The following is a 16,213-nucleotide window of genomic DNA, read 5'->3' on the forward strand; positions in this document are numbered from 1 at the left end:
TGATCGTTTAACGAAATCTTTTTGCCAGACTGCTTCATTTCTTTTCCTTTAACGCCAATAGTGACATCATTTCGCGGTGAATGCTGCCGTTTGTGGCCAGAATTTCCCGGTCTTGAACATCGAATGCCTTTCCTTTGAAATCGGTGACCCGCCCACCGGCTTCCGCCGCAATCACCATTCCCGCAGCGGTATCCCATGGTTTCAAGTTCTCTTCCCAAAATCCGTCAAACCGCCCGCACGCCACGAAGCAGAGGTCAAGAGCCGCTGCCCCCAGGCGCCTGACGCCCCGGGACGCCCTCAGGCAGGATTTGAAACGCCCCATGACGGAGTCGATTATCTCTTTGAAGTCATACGGAAATCCAGTAACCAAAAGGCTCTCCGACACGTCCCGGCTTTCAGAAACATGGATGGCCCGGCCGTTCAGCTCGGCGCCCTTTCCCTTGACGGCGGTAAACAGTTCGCCGGAGACAGGGTTCAGGACCACCCCCACGACCACCTCTTCCCGATAAGAAAACGCAATGGAGACCGCGAAAATCGGGATTTGGTGCGCGTAGTTGGTTGTGCCGTCAAGGGGATCGATAATCCACTGACAGTCTGGTTCGCCAGGATTCTCGCCGCTTTCCTCAGCGAGAACGGCATGGTCCGGGAAGCGGGACCGTATGGTTTGGATGATTTGCTTTTCGGAGCCCAGATCCGCTTCCGTGACAAGATCAATGGCGCCCTTTTTGCCGATGGAGGACAGGTTGCCCAGACAGGATCGAAGGATGCCGCCGCCTTCATAAGCCGCGGCGATACCGACGTTTCTGACGTATTCAAGATCCATGGACAGAAAACTTATATATTTTGGGTCGGATGTCAAGCGATAGATGACAGTATTTCAATTTCTTCCGCCACTTTTTCCGTAAGCGGCACGAGGGTTTTTCGCTCCAGTGCGGATATGGGGATCCCGCCCAGGGTGTGAACCAGATACGCCACGTCGTCGGGCGAAACCCGGTCGATTTTGTTCAGGACCCGGAGCACCTTGATATGCTGGAGATCCAGTTCGGAAAGGATGCGCTCCACGGACTGCACCTGCTCTTTGTATCTCGGGTTGCTGACATCCACGATGTGAAGCAGGAGGTCTGCGCTCTGAAGCTCCTCGAGGGTCGCCCGGAAAGCCACCATGAGATCCTTTGGAAGGTCCCGGATGAATCCCACCGTGTCCGTAATGATCACCTCGATGTCCCTTGGAAAGCGGAGCCGCCGGCTGGAGGGGTCGAGGGTGGCGAAGAGCCGGTCTTCGGCCAGGACCCTGCTCTGGGTGAGGGAGTTGAGGAGCGTCGATTTTCCGGCATTGGTGTAGCCGATGATGGAGACGACCGGAAGTCCCTTTTTGGTCCGCCGGGCCTTCTGGCGATCCCGATGCTTGATCACCTCTCCCAGGATCTTCTCCAGGTGGTTGATCCGCTCACGGACCCGCCTTCGATTGATTTCCAGCTTGGTCTCGCCCGGCCCCCGACCGCCGATGCCGCCGGTAAGGCGCGACATGGCCGTATTCTTTGTCACCAGGCGAGGCAGCAGGTACTTCAGCTGGGCCAGTTCGACCTGGAGCTTGCCCTCCCGGGTCTGGGCGCGCTGGGCGAAGATATCCAGGATGAGCTGGGTGCGGTCGATCACCTTGAGTTCGATCTGGTCCGTGATGGAGCGCATCTGGGAGGCGTTCATCTCCTGATCGAAGATGATGAGGGAGATCCCCTTCTGGAGCGCCAGGAGGTTGAGGTCTTGGAGCTTGCCCCGGCCGATGAGAAACCGGGGATCGACCTTTTTGCGCTGCTGCAGCACGGTCTCGACGACCTCGATCCCGCCGGAAACCGCCAGCTCCTTCAGTTCCGCCAGGGAGTCTTCAGCGATCTTCCGCGGTGCGGTGGTGACGCTGACCAGGACGGCGCGCTCCTCTCCCCTGGCGCCGGAAAAGCCGGATTGGATCTGGGCCAGCTCGCTTTCCAGGGCACGGATGACCTCCGTGAACCCTATATCCAGGCGGTGGGGCGGCAGGCCATCCAATATTTGGTAGGGTGCCTCGGGGGAGCCTTTGGGCAGGATGTGGGCCGCATGGACCATCCGGACTCCGCCCTCGGGGGTCATCGTCACGGCCGCCATCATGTCGAGGCGCAGGAGGGCGAGATCGGTGAGGTCGTCGGAGGTGAGCGGCTCGTCTTTGAGATGGGTGTGGATGCAGCGAAGCCCCTTGAGCCTGCCGGGCAGGGTCCGATGGGACGGGGTCTCGGGGATGACGATCTTTTGGGCATCCCCCACGATGACCGACACGACCCTTCCGGACCGGTCAATCAGGAGACCGATCTGCCGGCGCAGCTCCTGGGAAAGGTGGGTGACATCCCGGGCCAGCTCGGGGGTGATGAGAAATGTGTCCGGGACCTTTCGCCGGTAGAGATTTTCCAGGCGGCGGACGTGGTCCGCCTTGAGGTCGTCGATATTTCCGTAAAGATTTTTCATGACCTCCCGATCCCGGCCATATCGTCCGGCGCGGGATTTTCAAATCGCGTATACGTGTTCAGAAAGACCAGGCTGGCGGAGCCGATGGGGCCGTTCCGCTGCTTCCCGAGGATAATCTCCGCCTTCCCGCGGTTGGGGTTGTTCTCCTCCCGGTTGTAGACCTCGTCCCGGTAAATGAACGCCACGACGTCGGCATCCTGCTCGATGCTGCCGCTCTCCCGGAGGTCCGAAAGCATGGGCCGCTTGTCCGAGCGCTCCTCCAGCTTCCGGTTGAGCTGGGACAGGGCGATGACGGGAACTTCGAGCTCCTTGGCCAGGGATTTGAGCGACCGGGAGATTTCAGAGATTTCGAGGTCCCTGCGCTCCAGGGAGGAACGCCCTTTCATCAACTGCAGGTAATCGACGATGACCAGCCCCAGATTCTTCTCCATCTTGAGCCTGCGGGATTTGGCGCGGATCTCGATGGCCGTGATATCCGCCGAATCGTCGATATAGATCGGCGCCTCGGAAAGCACGCCGGCGGCCTCGGTGAGGGCGTCCCAGTCGTCCCGGCTGAAATAGCCGGAACGGATCCGGGAGGAGTCGACACGGGCCTCGGCGCAAAGGAGCCGCATGGAGAGCTGCTCCTTGGACATTTCCAGGGAAAATATGGCGACCGGCACATTGCCGTCCACGGCGGCGTTCCGGGCGACGTTCAGGGCGAACGCCGTCTTGCCCATGCTGGGCCGCGCCGCCAGGATGATCAGATCCGAAGGTTGGAACCCCGAGGTGAGATGATCCAGGCGCGTGAATCCCGTCGGTACGCCGGTGATGAGGGTCTTGTTTCCCTGGCGTTCCTCCAGGGCGTCGATGTTCGACTCGATGAGCTTGCTGATGGGGAAGAAAGCGGGATGGATCTTGTCTTCGGATATCTCGAAGATCGAACTTTCAGCGAAATTGATGATGTCGTCCACATCCCCCTGGGCGTCGTAACATCGGCGGGTGATTTCGTTGGCTTTCTGGATGAGGCGCCTCAGGCTTGCCCTGTCCCGGACAATCCGGGCGTAATGGGGGGCGTTGACGGCCGCCGGCGCCGCATCCGTCAGCCAGGAGATATAGGTTATGCCGCGATGCCCCTTGCCGCCGACCTCGTCAAGGAGGCCTTTCTCGGTGAGCCGGTTCGAGAGGGTGATCAGGTCGACAGGTTCGTTTTTTGAAAACAGATCAACGACGGCTTCATATATCTTCTGGTGAGACGTCGAATAGAAGTCTTCCGGCGAAAGGATCTCGACGACATCGATGAGCGTCGAATCATCCAGAAGAATAGCGCTCAGAAGGGATTCTTCCGCCTCGATATTCTGGGGGGGAAGCTTATATGCCGTGTCGGCATCCCGCTGTATGGATTTCACGGCCATGGGCATCCACCTCAAGATCAAGCATCAAGGCCCCTTAGGGGATGCCCTGATGCTTATCGGATTCGATCGGGTTTCTTATTCCGCCTGTTCTTCCGGAACAACCACCACGGAGATCTCGGGTTCAACCCCTTTGTAGACCCGGACGGGGATGGCGTAGGTTCCGATTTTCTTGATGGATTCCGGCATCAGAATCATCTGCTTGCGGACATCCAGCCCCTGTTTGGCAAGCGCGTCGATGACATCCCGGACGGTTACCGAGCCGTAGAGCCGGTCTTCATCACTGACCTTGGCGGCGATGGTGCAGGAGACGCCCTCCAAACGCTTGGCCATCTCCTCGGCAAGGGCTTTTTCCTTGGCGATTTGAACCTCAAACCGTTTTTTTTCGAACTCCAGCCGCTTGCGATTGGCGGGGGTTGACAGGACAGCCATTTCTTGGGGCAAAAGATAATTTCTGGCGTATCCTTTTGCAACCTTGACCTCGCTGCCGATGATACCCAGGGTTTCAATGGTTTTTGTCAGGATGACTTTCATATTAACCTCTCTCGGGGATGGATTCAGTCTGTTGGTGTTTCCAATTTTCGAAAATTGAACCATATATCGAAAAAGCCGATGCCGATCACCAGAAAAAGCGCGATCTGCTGAAGCGCGATAAACATGTAGATTCCGATCCGCAGAAACAGGGGCAACCGCTTTTTCTCCAGGAAAAAGGAGACGATGGCGATCCCGTTGAAAAAATAGACCGTCATCAGGATGATCAGGCCGTTGACCCCCACCATCCGAAGCCCGTTGTGCGGGAAGAGCAGGAGGATGCCGCTTCCGATGACGCCCCATACGAGCCATTCCGGCGCCCGCCAGTGATTCAGCCGACCGAAATCGGGGTAGGCAAGACCGTACCTGCGGGTGACCGGCTTCACCATGACAAGGGTCGTCCACGTGATGAACAGCACCGAGGATACCGCCAGCGAAGGAAGGATCCGCACCAGAAAAAAATGGATCGCCTCAAGGGATTCGGATACCGCCCGGATCACCTCCTCGGCCATTCCGACACTCTCATACAGCGCCAGCGTCATTTGAAGGTTCCGGTCGACATAGTCAGACACCATGGCCCAGGGACTGATTCCGGAGAAACTGCTGTAAACCGCCAGACATGCACCGCCGGACGCGATTGCGATCGCGCATGTCAGGAGAACGGTCCTTTCGATGGGCAGATTTCTTTCGAAGAGCTCCCCCATGACGAAGCCCAACAGCATCAGCTCCGCGAAAAAGAGCATCTCAAAGGATGCCGCACCCAGCGTCAGGGCCATGGCCGCGCCGGAAACCACGGGGATGATGCCGCCTGCCCTCTGGCCCAGCCGCAGGCGGTAGAAAAGGATCAGCACCGGGATCAGGAGGGAAAAGAAAAAACCGACGACCGGAATATGAGTCGCCGCATAAAACAACAGCCCGACGGCAAAGATCCCCCTGAAAAAATCCGCCGTCGCGCTCGATCTGCCTGTCGGCAGCACGTTCAGTTTTTCCTCGGACATGGCATCAGGGGGCGGGGTCCGCCCCCATGTAAATCCTTACAGATCGACCGTTCCAACAAACGGCAGAAGGGCGATGGTACGCGCCCGCTTGATCGATGCGGTCAGCTTCCGTTGATGGGTGGCGCAGGTACCGGAAATTCTGCGGGGAATGATCTTTCCGCGCTCGGTCGTGAACATCCGGAGCGTCTTCGGCTCCTTGTAATCGATGGCAATGCTGCTGTCGGCGCAAAAACGGCAGACTTTTCGACGATGGAAAATCCGTTTTTTCCTTCGGCCGCCACCGCCGCCTTTGACTGCATTTCTCTTGCGTTGAAAAGCCATTATTCCTCCTCTGCGGTGTCAGGTGTTTCGGTGTCGCCCACGGCGGATGCTGTTTCATCGGCAGCATCAGGCTTCTCGGCCGAAGCCGCCTCGGCGCTCCCCGCTTTGGCGATCTCGGCCTTTATGGCCTCGGCGTCAGCCTCTTTGGCAAGCTGGATCGTCATGTATTTCATGACGCGGTCGTCGATCCGGCAAAACCGCTCCAGTTCGCTGACCAGATCCCCGTTCCCGCAGTAATCAAACCTTACATAGTGTCCGCGCGTCCGCTTGTTGATCTCGTAGGCAAGCTTTCGCGGGCCCCAGTCGTCACGGACGATCAGCGCGCCGCCCTGCTGAGAGATGATTTCCTCCATTCTCTCAAAAAGCGGATCCCGCTTTTCGCCGGACAGGTCAGAATCGACAATGACCATGGTTTCGTATCTTCTCATAATTCCTCCTTGCGGATATTAAGCCCCGACATGGCGGAGCAAGGATAAAATCCCTTACCTGTGACAATTTCAAAATTTGGATCTTTAGCATCGCTGACGGCTAAAAGTCAAGATTATTTATCGAATATTCCATGAGGAAACAAGAGCCGACGCGACAGCAGTCGGCTTCAGGGAGAGGCCGGGCGGAGAGCGGTCGAAGGGCAGGCATGGGCTGGGCGGCGCCGGGCGCGGCGCGATCCCGCAGGGCCCATGAAAAAGGGCCGGCCATGATGGCCGACCCCGTTTTCATCCGTAAAAATAAACGGCCCTGTCTCTACTTGGCAAACAATCCTGCAATCGCTGCAGCCTGCGGATGCGCATAGATAAGGATCAGCGCGATAACCAGGGCATAGATACAAAGAGATTCGATCATGGCAAGACCGATCAGCATGGTAACGGTTACCTTGCCGGAAGATTCGGGATTTCTTGCAATGCCCTCAACGGCAGCCTTCAGGCCAAGACCCTGACCGATGCCGCAACCGAAAGCCGCTACCGCGATTCCAAAACCCGCCGCAGTCACACATGCGATAAAAAATTGTAATGCCTGAGCTTCCATCTAACGTACCTCCTTCACCTTGAATAGATTTGATGAGTATTTAGCTTCTTCCACTATCCCATTAATAGCGAAATTAAATCCGTACCCGATTATCCGATCGATCAGTGGGCGTGCTCCATGGCACCGGTGAAATACATGATCGACAGAAGAAAGAAAACGAAGGCCTGAACCAGTGCGACAAAGATGCCCAGCGCCATGATGGGCAGGGGGGCAAAAAATGCGCCGGCCAGGGCGAACAAAATCCCCAGGACCAGTTCGTGCCCCATCATGTTGCCGAAAAGCCGGAAAGAGAGGGACAGAATTCTGGCGATGTGGCCGATGAGCTCGATGGGGAAAATGATGGGAACCATCCACCATACGGGCCCTAAAAAGTGCTTGATATAACCAATCCCGTGATACTTAATGCCGATGATGTGGGTGAAAACCACCACCACCAGCGCACAGGACAGGGTGGTGTTCAGGCTGGCCGTCGGCGGAAAGAATCCGGGAACGAGGCCGATCAGGTTGCCGATGAAGATATACATGAAGATCGTGGCGACCAACGGAAAGAGCCACCGCCCCTCTTCGCCGGTGATATCCACCATGAAGTCTTCGATGCCTGAAACCACGATTTCAAAAAGATTCTGCATTTTGTTCGGGACCATGGCGATGCCCTTGGCCGCCAGGAAGCCCAGTCCGACAAGAAGAAGCATCACCACCCAGGAATAAATGACGTGGGGATAAGCATGGGCAAAATGGCCCAGGCCAATGAGTTCGAACAGCTTGACGAAGAATAGATAGGGATGTTCCACCTTATACAGCCTCCTTCCAAAAAAGGTTTTTAAATTCGATCAGGGTTGCCAGCATGATACTGACGACAACGACCGACAGCCCGATAAAAAGGCCTATGGGATTCACGATGTGCTTGAAGATGAGCACGAAAATGATCAGTCCGCTGATGATGAAGCGGACATAATATTTTGCCAGAATCACATTGTGCGAGGGTAAGTTGGCGGGAACAAGTGCGGTTCTCAGGGTTCGATACAATAGGTGGAAATTGACGGTGACGATGAGGCCGCCGCAGAAGATGCCGCCGGCAAATGCGGGTGTTGCCCAGAGAAGCCCGAGAGCGCTGGCAATGATCAGGAGTATCCAGTTCGTTCGTGTCACGAATTTTAATAAGCGCTGCTGGATCTTCAAAACCGTTTATGCTTTCCCGTCAGAATTTCCGGCTCTTCCTGATCGCAAGCCCGATATTTCGGTAGCCCGCGGCGATGCCGAGCCCTAAAAAAATCAACGTCAGCCAAGGATTGGTGTCGAACCGCCCGTCAAGATATACGCCGATGCCCAGGCCGATAAATATGGACAACGCGACCGACAACCCGATGCTGCTGAAATACGCGAGTTCTTTCAGATACTGAAGATTTCGTTTAGCCATTTATGGGAAAAAACCCGCCTGTAATTTAAGGTTTGTCGTTTAACACAGGTCGGTCTCCAAGTCAACGAAAATTCGACCGCCTCTCATACTTCCAGATGAAGATTTCCGCCCGCGCCGCCGCCCGCCGAACGCTGGTGCACCGGGCTTCTCCGCACCGACTCGCGGCACCCCGGCATGAAAATCGGCACCCTCAGATGAGGATGTCGGATGCATTGAAAACCGGCCCGTCGACGCAGGCATGCAGGTATGTTTCCGGATCCGCCGCCGCCGCCACCGCGCAGCCCAGGCATGCACCCATGCCGCAGCCCATCATGGTTTCGATGGAAATCTGGCAGGGAATGCCGTATTTCCCGGCGATATGGCTCGTCGCCCGCAGCATGGGAAGCGGGCCGCAGGCATAGATCAGGTCCGGCCGGCGGTCTCTCACGGCCCTTTCGAGAGGACCGGTCACCACGTCCTTCTCTCCGGCCGTGCCGTCGTCCGTGGTGATATTGAGCGTTTGGACGCCCATGGTGAAGAAATCGTTCATGCACAACAGGTCATCCTTGGAGCGGCCGCCGATAAAGACCATGCAGCGGGAGGTGTCGAACCCCTTTTCCCGGAGCGTTTCCGTCAGAAAGCACATGGGCGCGACACCGATCCCTCCGGCGACGATAAAGATCGTTCCAGGCTTTTCGGGAAGGCCGAAACCGCGGCCCAGAGGCCCCAGAAGACTCAGGCCGTCGCTCTTCCCGCACATGGCGAGTCGCTCCGTCCCCGTCCCGACGACCTTGTACAGGATCTCGAGGCCATAGACGGTCCCCGCTTCCGAGCGGATCAGACGGTGTATGGAAAACGGCCGCCGCAACAGGGGGTTCATCCGGTCCGTCACCCGGACCATCACGAACTGGCCGGGTTTTGACCGTGCGTAGTCGGGATGGCACGTCAGCCCCATGCGGAAATATCCGGAGCATTCAATGCGGTTCCACAAAACCCGAACGCGTTCCTGTCTCATTTCATCCCCCCAAAGGTTATTCCCGGCCCGGGAGCGGCTGCGCCGGAATCGGATATGAGTTCCCCCACGAAACTCCCCACCGCCACCCGGCTCTTTATCCTGACGGGTATGTGCCGGTGATCGGCCGACACCCACAGCTCTATTTTGGCATTCCGGCTCTTGCTGAAGACGCCGCCCACATGTTTGAGATCGGGATCCAGACGATAGGTGTCATAGTCCCTGCCGTTCACCCGGATCGTCTCCCTTCCGAGCACCCTCACCCGCCCGAGAACGCATTTCTTGCCGTCGCTCACGGGCCGATCGACCACCTTCCCCGTCGCCAGGCCGACGGTGCGGACGAAATAGAAGGCGCCGAGCGGATCGAAGGCGCCCGACATCAGCGCCACGGGGTTCCTCGGACTGCCGAAATTGGTATATACCGCCGTCTTGCGATGCCAGTCGAACCGGACGATGATATCGCCCTCATGGCGCCCTTCCCGCTGCTTTTTCCGGTACAGGATCGAATGGTCCATGGAAAGGTCCGTAAAGGACTCGATGCGGTTACGGACCTTGTAAATCTTGTCCAGGAAGCTGTTGGTCCCGGCGGTCAGCACGAACCGGCGGACGCTCCGGCCCTCCAAGGATGCATCGGGCAGCACCTCAAGGGTCGCCTCTCCCGCGGTGATGAACTCCCATTTTAGGGCGTAGACCAAGCGCTCGCCGGGCTGAAAGGCCGCCAGACCTTCCGGAGGGGCCTCCGCCGCGGCGACCCGCCCCATCATGCACCCCAGGGCCAGGAGCGCTCCTGCGGACGCCCGGAGGCGCAACCCCATCGATCGCCCGAGCCACCTCACAGGCCCGCGGCCCGGAGCAACCTGTCTCCGCCCAGGTCCTGAAGCGGGCCGAGTGGCCGCTTCTCATCGATCAGTTCGTCAATATTGGGCTTCCCACCGCTCAGCTTATACACCACCAGGTCTCCCTTAAGAATGATGAACGCATTGAATTCCCACCCGCTTACCTTCGTCTTGCGCCGGAAGCCGAAGAGGTCCATGAGAACATTGCCGAAACGCTCTTCATGAGATTTCTTCAACGCAAGCTCGTATGCCGTGCACGCATCCTTTGCGGCCAGGCAGTCCTGAACGCCCTCGTCGAGGTCTGATTTGGTGATGGAGTTGTTGGGCAAAAACCGGTGAAGGAGCTCAATGTAGGTCAGCAGGGTGATATTGGGGGTGACAAAGGGGTCGTAGCCGATCTGTTTCAGGTCCGCCACCGTCGTTTTGTAGGGAACAATCGTGTTGAAGGTGGTCCTGGCCTCGTCATAGGAACTCCAGGTCGTTATCGTATCGCGCTTGGCGCTGGGAAGCCAGCTACTGCATCCGACAAAGAGAACGCAAATAAGCAGCATTCCCACGGCCCGATGCCCAGGCATCTTTTCTGAACCGGCTTCCAAGCTCATCATCGTCCCCCTTTATCCGTTTGTCCCCATTATCCTGTTTCGACGCGAAGGTCAACACGGACCGATTGCCGGCCGAGACCCATCCGATGCCATCTTCCCATGGATTCGAATGTTATCGTTTCCAAAACAAATTGTTACATCGCTTCCCCTCCGATGGATCATTACAGCCCATTGCGAAAAATGTCGCTCGTGTCGGAAACGGGCTGCCGTGAATCAGTGCCTCAAGGCGAATGATATCTCTCCTAACTTTCCGGTTTTGATTTCGATATTTTCATCCAACCTTTTTATGCTCTCACCCCTTCCATATCGGAAGAGCTTTTTATTGACAGATATGTTGAAATGGGATTAATAGAAACGCTTTGACCAGCAAGTGAAAACTCAAGAGAGAGATCGCAGCAACCAGGATGAGGTTGACGGTGCGTCGCCGGCCGTCCCCGTTGTCCGCAGCATCGCCAGCGCCGGCAATTCCCGCTCGCCTGAAACGGCGCCCTCCGTTCACCCAAGACCTGCGGAGGCCCGCAAACGGTTAAAGCCGGGTTATCGGTCGAAACGGAGAACCGAGACCCACAACAAATAAACGAGAGGTAATTGAATATGAAATCAGGCAGTAATTTGGAGAAGGTACTGAGAGCCGGACATTTTGCTTTCACAGGTGAACTCGGACCCCCGCGCGGCGCCAATGTGGAAGAAGTGAGACATAAAGCTCGCTACTTGAAGGGGATGGTCGATTCCGTCAACATCACGGACAATCAGACGGCCATGGTCCGGATGTCCAGCTGGGCGGCTTCACTGATCGCTATTCAAGAAGGCCTCGAACCCAATTACCAGATGGTCTGCCGTGACCGCAACCGGCTCGCCATGCAGGGAGACATTCTGGGGGCCTCGGCCCACGGTATCCGCAACATCCTGGCCCTTTCGGGGGACCACCAGCAGTTCGGGGATCATCCCAACGCCAAGGGCGTCTTCGATATCGACTCTACCCAGCTGATTTCAGCCATCAAGAAGATGCGGGATGAATCCAAATTCATGAGCGGTCAGAAAATAGACGTCGCCCCCAAATTTTTTATCGGCGCCGCCGCCAACCCGTTTGCCGAGCCCTTTGAATGGCGGGTTCACCGCCTGGCCAAGAAAATCGAGGCCGGTGCGGATTTTATCCAGACCCAGTGCATCTACAACATGAAAAAAATGCGGGAATGGGTCAGGATGGCCAACGAAATGGGTCTCACGGAGAAGGTGTACATCCTGGCCGGCGTCACCCCCATGAAGAGCCTTGGTATGGCCCGATACATGAAAAACAACGTCCCCGGAATGGACGTACCCGACGAGGTCATCGATCGCCTGAAGGGCGCCCCCAAGGGCAAACATGCGGAGGAGGGCATCAAAATGGCCTGCGAACAGATCGCGGAGTTCAAAGAGATGAAAGGCGTCGCGGGCGTCCATCTCATGGCCATCGAGTGGGAGCACAAGGTCCCTGAAATCGCCGAGCTGGCGGGCATGCTTCCCAGACCCACCTTTGACGACGCGCCGGTGGAATAGCCTTCCCGCACACCGCGCCGCCGCTCCGACACAGACATCCAGGCCGCCTGAACCCCCCGCCCCCCGGGGGCGGATTCAAGCGGCCTTTTTTCATTCAGGACGTGGTGCGGACAAACCCCTCTTCCAGGGCCTTGCGAAGGGATTTGATCTCCGCCACGACCCGAAATATCTCCGGGTCTGTTTCCCCACCCCCCCTTCTCAAAATGGCCGTCTGCGCCGGACAGAGATACCAGGTGCAGATCCACGGCCGGCAGAGCCGATCCAGCCGGCACCCCCTTGGACCCCAATAACGGCAGATCTCGTCCCAGGCGGAAATGGGCTGGGCCTCCGGCACCGGCAGACCGGCAAGGTGCAGCACCAGGAGGTCCGCGGTATCGAACCAGATCTTGGCCCCCAGGCAGCATGGCTCGGGGCAATGACGGCAGGTGCTCCGGCACAGGGCGTCCAGCAGGGGCGACGCCAGCGCCAGCCGGTTACGAACAGCCCCGGCCGTCTCGGCAAGCGACGCGATCGCCGTTCCGTGTCGGGCCGCGAGCCAGGCGATGCTTCGGTTGACCTCGATCCAGACGTCCCGATCCCCCCAGGGCGGGCATCGAAGAGGTTCCACCGGTGTCATCCTCTTCTCCACGGCGACTAAGGCCGTCCCCTGCGATCCAGACTCCGGTACTGGATGGCCTCGGAAAGATGGTCGATGCGGACCGTCTCCGACCCGTCCAGGTCGGCGATGGTCCGGCTGATCTTGAGGATGCGGTTGTAGGCCCGGGCCGAGAGGCCCAGCCGGCTCACGGCGGTGGCCAGAAGGTCCGCGGATGCCTTGTCGATGGCGCAGTGCTTTCGGATATGGCGGCTGCCCATCTGGGCGTTGCAGTGGATGTTGGCCCGGGAAAAACGACGCGTCTGCAACGTGCGCGCGGCGGAGACCCGACGGCGGATGGCAGGCGATGACTCCGCCGGCGTTCCGGCGGCAAGCTCCTGGTACGGCACGGCCGGGACCTCCACGTGGATGTCGATCCGGTCCAGGAGCGGCCCGGAGATCCGGGATCGGTAGCGGTCGATCTGGCTCGGGGAGCATCGGCACTCGTGGGCCGCATCCCCCTGGTATCCGCACGGGCAGGGATTCATGGCGGATATGAGCATGAATGCGGCGGGATAGGTCAGGCTGGAGTTGACCCTCGAGATGGTGACGGAGAGGTCTTCCAGGGGCTGGCGGAGCACCTCCAGGACATTCTTCTTGAATTCCGGCAGTTCGTCGAGAAAGAGAACCCCGTTGTGGGCGAGACTGACCTCGCCCGGACGGGGGATCCGACCGCCGCCGATGAGGCCCGCGTCCGAGATCGTATGGTGGGGCGACCGAAACGGCCTCCGGACCACCAGGGCCTGGTCCTTTTCCAGGCCTCCGACCACGCTGTAAATCCGGGTGGTCTCGATGGATTCGTCGAAGGTCATGGGCGGCAGGATGGAGGGGATCCGCCGGGCCAGCATGGTCTTCCCCGAGCCGGGCGGGCCGATCATCATGAGATTGTGCGCCCCGGCCGCCGCGACCTCGAGGGCCCGCTTGACGTGCTCCTGGCCCATGACGTCGGAAAAGTCATCCCCATAGTGCTCCGATTCGGAAAACACCTCGTCGAGATTGGCCTCGACCGGCGGGATGGCCGCGAGCCCCCGGTAAAAGTCGACCACCTGGGCAAGGTGGGTGACGGGCAGCACGGAGATCTCCCTTACCACGGCGGCCTCCCGGCTGTTGTCCCGGGGAACCATGATCCCCCGATACCCGGCCCGCAGGGCGGTCAATGCCGCTGGGAGCGCGCCCCGGACCGGTTTGACCCGGCCGTCCAGGGAGAGTTCGCCCATGATCATATAGTCCGCCAGGACGTCCTTCGGGATGAGGCCCAGTGCGGCAAGAATCCCCAGGGCAATCGGAAGGTCCAGACCCGTGCCCTCTTTTTTGATGTCGGCAGGGGCCAGGTTGATGGTGATCCGATCGTCGGGAAAGGCATACCCGGAATTCTGGATGGCGGCCTTGACCCGCTCCTTGCTCTCCTTGACCGATGCCTCGGGCAGGCCGACCGTCGTAAAGGAAGGCAGCCCCGCCGAGATGTCCACCTCCACCTCCACCACATAGGCATCGATGCCGATCACCGCACCGCTCGACACTTTGGATAGCACACCCGTCTCCTCTTTATTTTGAAGCTGTCAGGCTGAAGGAAAACGGAAAGATTACAGTCTTCAGCCTTCGGTCTTCAGCCTTCAGCCTATTTTTCCAAATCATAACAGAGCGCTGGAGCGAGCACAATGTATTTATCCCGCCCGAAGCCCCCGAAGTTTTTCCGGAATGTGTTGCCAAATCCTTGAACATTAGGCTAAAAGTGGTTAGAAATAACCATGCGGACGAACGATGTGCGGGAATATCGAGGCGGCGTCGACATCCGGCCCCGGACGAGGATCACCGGCGGATCATCCGGCACCCCTTGGATTGGAACCGTCAACAGGAGTTGGAGGAGACACCCGATGCAAACCCATCAGCAAACCCTGGCCAGGCCCGTTTCCTGTTCCGGTCTGGGTGTCCATTCCGGTAAAACCGTCAACCTGACCATCCAGCCGGCCCCCATCAACCACGGCATTCAATTCTCCCGGACAGACCTGCCGGGCAGCCCCAGAATCTCGGCCCATTTCAACCGGGTCGTGGACACCAGTCTGGCGACGGTCATCGGGGCCGACGGATGCATCGTCTCCACCATCGAACACCTGATGGCGACCTTTGCCGGCCTTGCCATCGACAATGCACTGGTGGAGATCGATTCCTATGAGATCCCCATCATGGACGGAAGCGCCGGCCCCTTCACCCGCCTGGTCCGGTCGGGAGGCACGGCGGCTCAGAAAGGCCCCAAATGCTATTTCAGGGTCAAGGAACCGATCACCCTCGAGGAAAACGAAAAATCGGTCACCATCTATCCGGCCCCCGTCTACAAAATCACCTGCACCATCGAATTTTCGCATCCCCTGATCCAGCGGCAGACCTATACCCTTGAGGTCACGCCCGAACGCTTCGAAAAAGAGATCAGCAGCGCCCGAACCTTTGGATTTCTCCACGAGGTCGAATATATGAAACGCTACGGCCTCGCCCGGGGCGGATCTCTCGACAATGCCGTCGTCGTCTCGGAAGACGGTGTGGTCAACGAGGGTGGCCTCCGGTTTCCGGACGAGTTCGTCCGCCACAAGATCCTCGACTGCCTGGGTGATTTTTCTCTGCTGGGGTTGCCCATACTGGGCCATATCGTCGCCCATCGCTCCGGGCATGCCTTCAACCATGCATTCCTGAAAACCTTCTTCCATCAGAAGGGATCATGGGAAACCCTCACCCTCGACAGCGCCTGCGGAATCGCGCCGGCCCGGGAAGAGGGCGGCCTCCGGAGTCAGCCTTTCTGACATCATGGCGCTTTCGAAATACCGGAACATCGGCGTCATCTGCTTTCTGACCCTGATGCTGCAGTTCCCCGCGGCGGTTGTCCGGGGGGCGGTCATCGCAGACATTTCCGTCACGAACAGCCGGGAGGACCTGCTGCTCTACCTGAAGGTCAAGGACGCCTTCACGAGGCCGATCCTGGATGCCGTGTCGAGCGGCCTCCCCACCACCTTCTCGTTCTTCATCATCCTTGAGGAGGTCCGATGGCTCTGGGCCAACCAGACCCTGGCGGAAGAGACCCTCTCTCATACGATCAAGTATTCCAACCTCAAAAAGGAATTCACCGTGAGGCGATCCTGGGAAGAGGAGATTCCCGTGCCCCTGAAAACAATCGAGGAGGCCCGGGAGCGGATGACCCGGATCGACGGATTCAAGGTGGTCCGGCTGGACCGCCTCAAGAAGGGCAAAACCTACCGGATCCAGGCCAAAGCCAAACTCAGCAAAATGAATCTGCCGTTTTATCTCCGCACCATCATGGTGATGGCGTCCATGTGGGAGTTCGAAACCGACTGGCACACCATCGAATTCACATACTGACAGAGATCTCCATGCCGCCCGGTGCCGTTGCGATGCGTTCTTGGCATCAAATATAAAACCATTTTCCCCGATCA

19 protein-coding genes are annotated in these 16,213 nt (G+C 58.4%); 3 read left to right on the plus strand and 16 right to left on the minus strand.

What is annotated here, in order from left to right:
- Positions 1-34 precede the first annotated feature (34 nt).
- The 14 genes from ACEW8N_RS02240 to ACEW8N_RS02305 form a co-directional block, all read right to left on the minus strand.
- Positions 35-823, minus strand: coding sequence for an inositol monophosphatase family protein (locus ACEW8N_RS02240; RefSeq protein WP_373498162.1), 789 nt, complete (start codon positions 821-823; stop codon positions 35-37).
- A gap of 32 nt (positions 824-855) precedes the next feature.
- On the minus strand, positions 856-2,493 hold the full coding sequence (gene hflX, locus ACEW8N_RS02245) for a GTPase HflX (protein ID WP_373498163.1): 1,638 nt from the start codon (positions 2,491-2,493) through the stop codon (positions 856-858).
- On the minus strand, positions 2,490-3,887 hold the full coding sequence (gene dnaB, locus ACEW8N_RS02250) for a replicative DNA helicase (protein WP_373498164.1): 1,398 nt from the start codon (positions 3,885-3,887) through the stop codon (positions 2,490-2,492). Before dnaB ends, hflX begins: the two co-directional genes overlap by 4 nt.
- Before the next feature lie 75 nt (positions 3,888-3,962).
- Complete coding sequence (gene rplI / locus ACEW8N_RS02255) at positions 3,963-4,418, minus strand: 50S ribosomal protein L9 (RefSeq protein ID WP_373498165.1); 456 nt, start codon at positions 4,416-4,418, stop codon at positions 3,963-3,965.
- Positions 4,419-4,441: 23 nt separating this feature from the next.
- Complete coding sequence (locus ACEW8N_RS02260; protein ID WP_373498166.1) at positions 4,442-5,413, minus strand: YybS family protein; 972 nt, start codon at positions 5,411-5,413, stop codon at positions 4,442-4,444.
- Between the two features lie 36 nt (positions 5,414-5,449).
- Positions 5,450-5,734: a 30S ribosomal protein S18 gene (gene rpsR, locus ACEW8N_RS02265; RefSeq protein WP_373498167.1), complete on the minus strand. Its 285-nt coding sequence runs from the start codon at positions 5,732-5,734 to the stop codon at positions 5,450-5,452.
- On the minus strand, positions 5,734-6,162 hold the full coding sequence (gene rpsF, locus ACEW8N_RS02270; protein WP_373498168.1) for a 30S ribosomal protein S6: 429 nt from the start codon (positions 6,160-6,162) through the stop codon (positions 5,734-5,736). The genes rpsR and rpsF overlap by 1 nt, the downstream gene beginning before the upstream one ends.
- A gap of 313 nt (positions 6,163-6,475) precedes the next feature.
- Positions 6,476-6,757 carry an ATP synthase F0 subunit C gene (atpE, locus tag ACEW8N_RS02275; RefSeq protein WP_020877026.1) on the minus strand — a complete coding sequence of 94 codons (282 nt, stop codon included), beginning with the start codon at positions 6,755-6,757 and terminating at the stop codon, positions 6,476-6,478.
- A 101-nt stretch (positions 6,758-6,858) separates the two neighbouring features.
- On the minus strand, positions 6,859-7,548 hold the full coding sequence (gene atpB, locus ACEW8N_RS02280) for a F0F1 ATP synthase subunit A (protein WP_373498169.1): 690 nt from the start codon (positions 7,546-7,548) through the stop codon (positions 6,859-6,861).
- 1 nt (position 7,549) lies between these two features.
- On the minus strand, positions 7,550-7,936 hold the full coding sequence (locus ACEW8N_RS02285) for an ATP synthase subunit I (RefSeq protein ID WP_373498170.1): 387 nt from the start codon (positions 7,934-7,936) through the stop codon (positions 7,550-7,552).
- Positions 7,937-7,955: 19 nt separating this feature from the next.
- A complete protein-coding gene (locus tag ACEW8N_RS02290) occupies positions 7,956-8,174 on the minus strand; it encodes an AtpZ/AtpI family protein (protein WP_373498171.1) in 219 nt (72 codons plus the stop codon).
- A 190-nt stretch (positions 8,175-8,364) separates the two neighbouring features.
- On the minus strand, positions 8,365-9,168 hold the full coding sequence (locus ACEW8N_RS02295; RefSeq protein WP_373498172.1) for a dihydroorotate dehydrogenase electron transfer subunit: 804 nt from the start codon (positions 9,166-9,168) through the stop codon (positions 8,365-8,367).
- The gene (locus ACEW8N_RS02300; protein WP_373498173.1) at positions 9,165-9,980 is read right to left on the minus strand and encodes a DUF3108 domain-containing protein; all 816 of its coding nucleotides are present in this window, start codon (positions 9,978-9,980) and stop codon (positions 9,165-9,167) included. Before ACEW8N_RS02300 ends, ACEW8N_RS02295 begins: the two co-directional genes overlap by 4 nt.
- A 17-nt stretch (positions 9,981-9,997) precedes the next feature.
- On the minus strand, positions 9,998-10,552 hold the full coding sequence (locus tag ACEW8N_RS02305; protein ID WP_373498174.1) for a hypothetical protein: 555 nt from the start codon (positions 10,550-10,552) through the stop codon (positions 9,998-10,000).
- A gap of 645 nt (positions 10,553-11,197) precedes the next feature.
- On the opposite strand from ACEW8N_RS02305, the gene ACEW8N_RS02310 reads away from it, so the two are divergent.
- Entirely contained in the window at positions 11,198-12,139 is a 942-nt protein-coding gene (locus ACEW8N_RS02310; RefSeq protein WP_373498175.1) for a methylenetetrahydrofolate reductase, read from the plus strand.
- A gap of 94 nt (positions 12,140-12,233) precedes the next feature.
- Here ACEW8N_RS02310 and ACEW8N_RS02315 read toward each other — a convergent pair whose 3' ends face one another.
- Positions 12,234-12,755, minus strand: a complete 522-nt coding sequence (locus ACEW8N_RS02315) for a hypothetical protein (RefSeq protein ID WP_373498176.1) — start codon at positions 12,753-12,755, stop codon at positions 12,234-12,236.
- 17 nt (positions 12,756-12,772) lie between these two features.
- On the minus strand, positions 12,773-14,305 hold the full coding sequence (locus tag ACEW8N_RS02320; RefSeq protein WP_373498177.1) for a YifB family Mg chelatase-like AAA ATPase: 1,533 nt from the start codon (positions 14,303-14,305) through the stop codon (positions 12,773-12,775).
- Between the two features lie 342 nt (positions 14,306-14,647).
- On the opposite strand from ACEW8N_RS02320, the gene lpxC reads away from it, so the two are divergent.
- Both lpxC and ACEW8N_RS02330 read left to right on the plus strand, forming a co-directional pair.
- On the plus strand, positions 14,648-15,565 hold the full coding sequence (gene lpxC, locus ACEW8N_RS02325; protein ID WP_373498178.1) for a UDP-3-O-acyl-N-acetylglucosamine deacetylase: 918 nt from the start codon (positions 14,648-14,650) through the stop codon (positions 15,563-15,565).
- Between the two features lie 4 nt (positions 15,566-15,569).
- Positions 15,570-16,139, plus strand: coding sequence for a DUF4390 domain-containing protein (locus ACEW8N_RS02330; protein WP_373498179.1), 570 nt, complete (start codon positions 15,570-15,572; stop codon positions 16,137-16,139).
- Positions 16,140-16,213: the final 74 nt, after the last annotated feature.

This window comes from Desulfococcus sp., from assembly GCF_041737845.1.
In the GTDB taxonomy this organism is placed as follows: domain Bacteria; phylum Desulfobacterota; class Desulfobacteria; order Desulfobacterales; family Desulfococcaceae; genus Desulfococcus.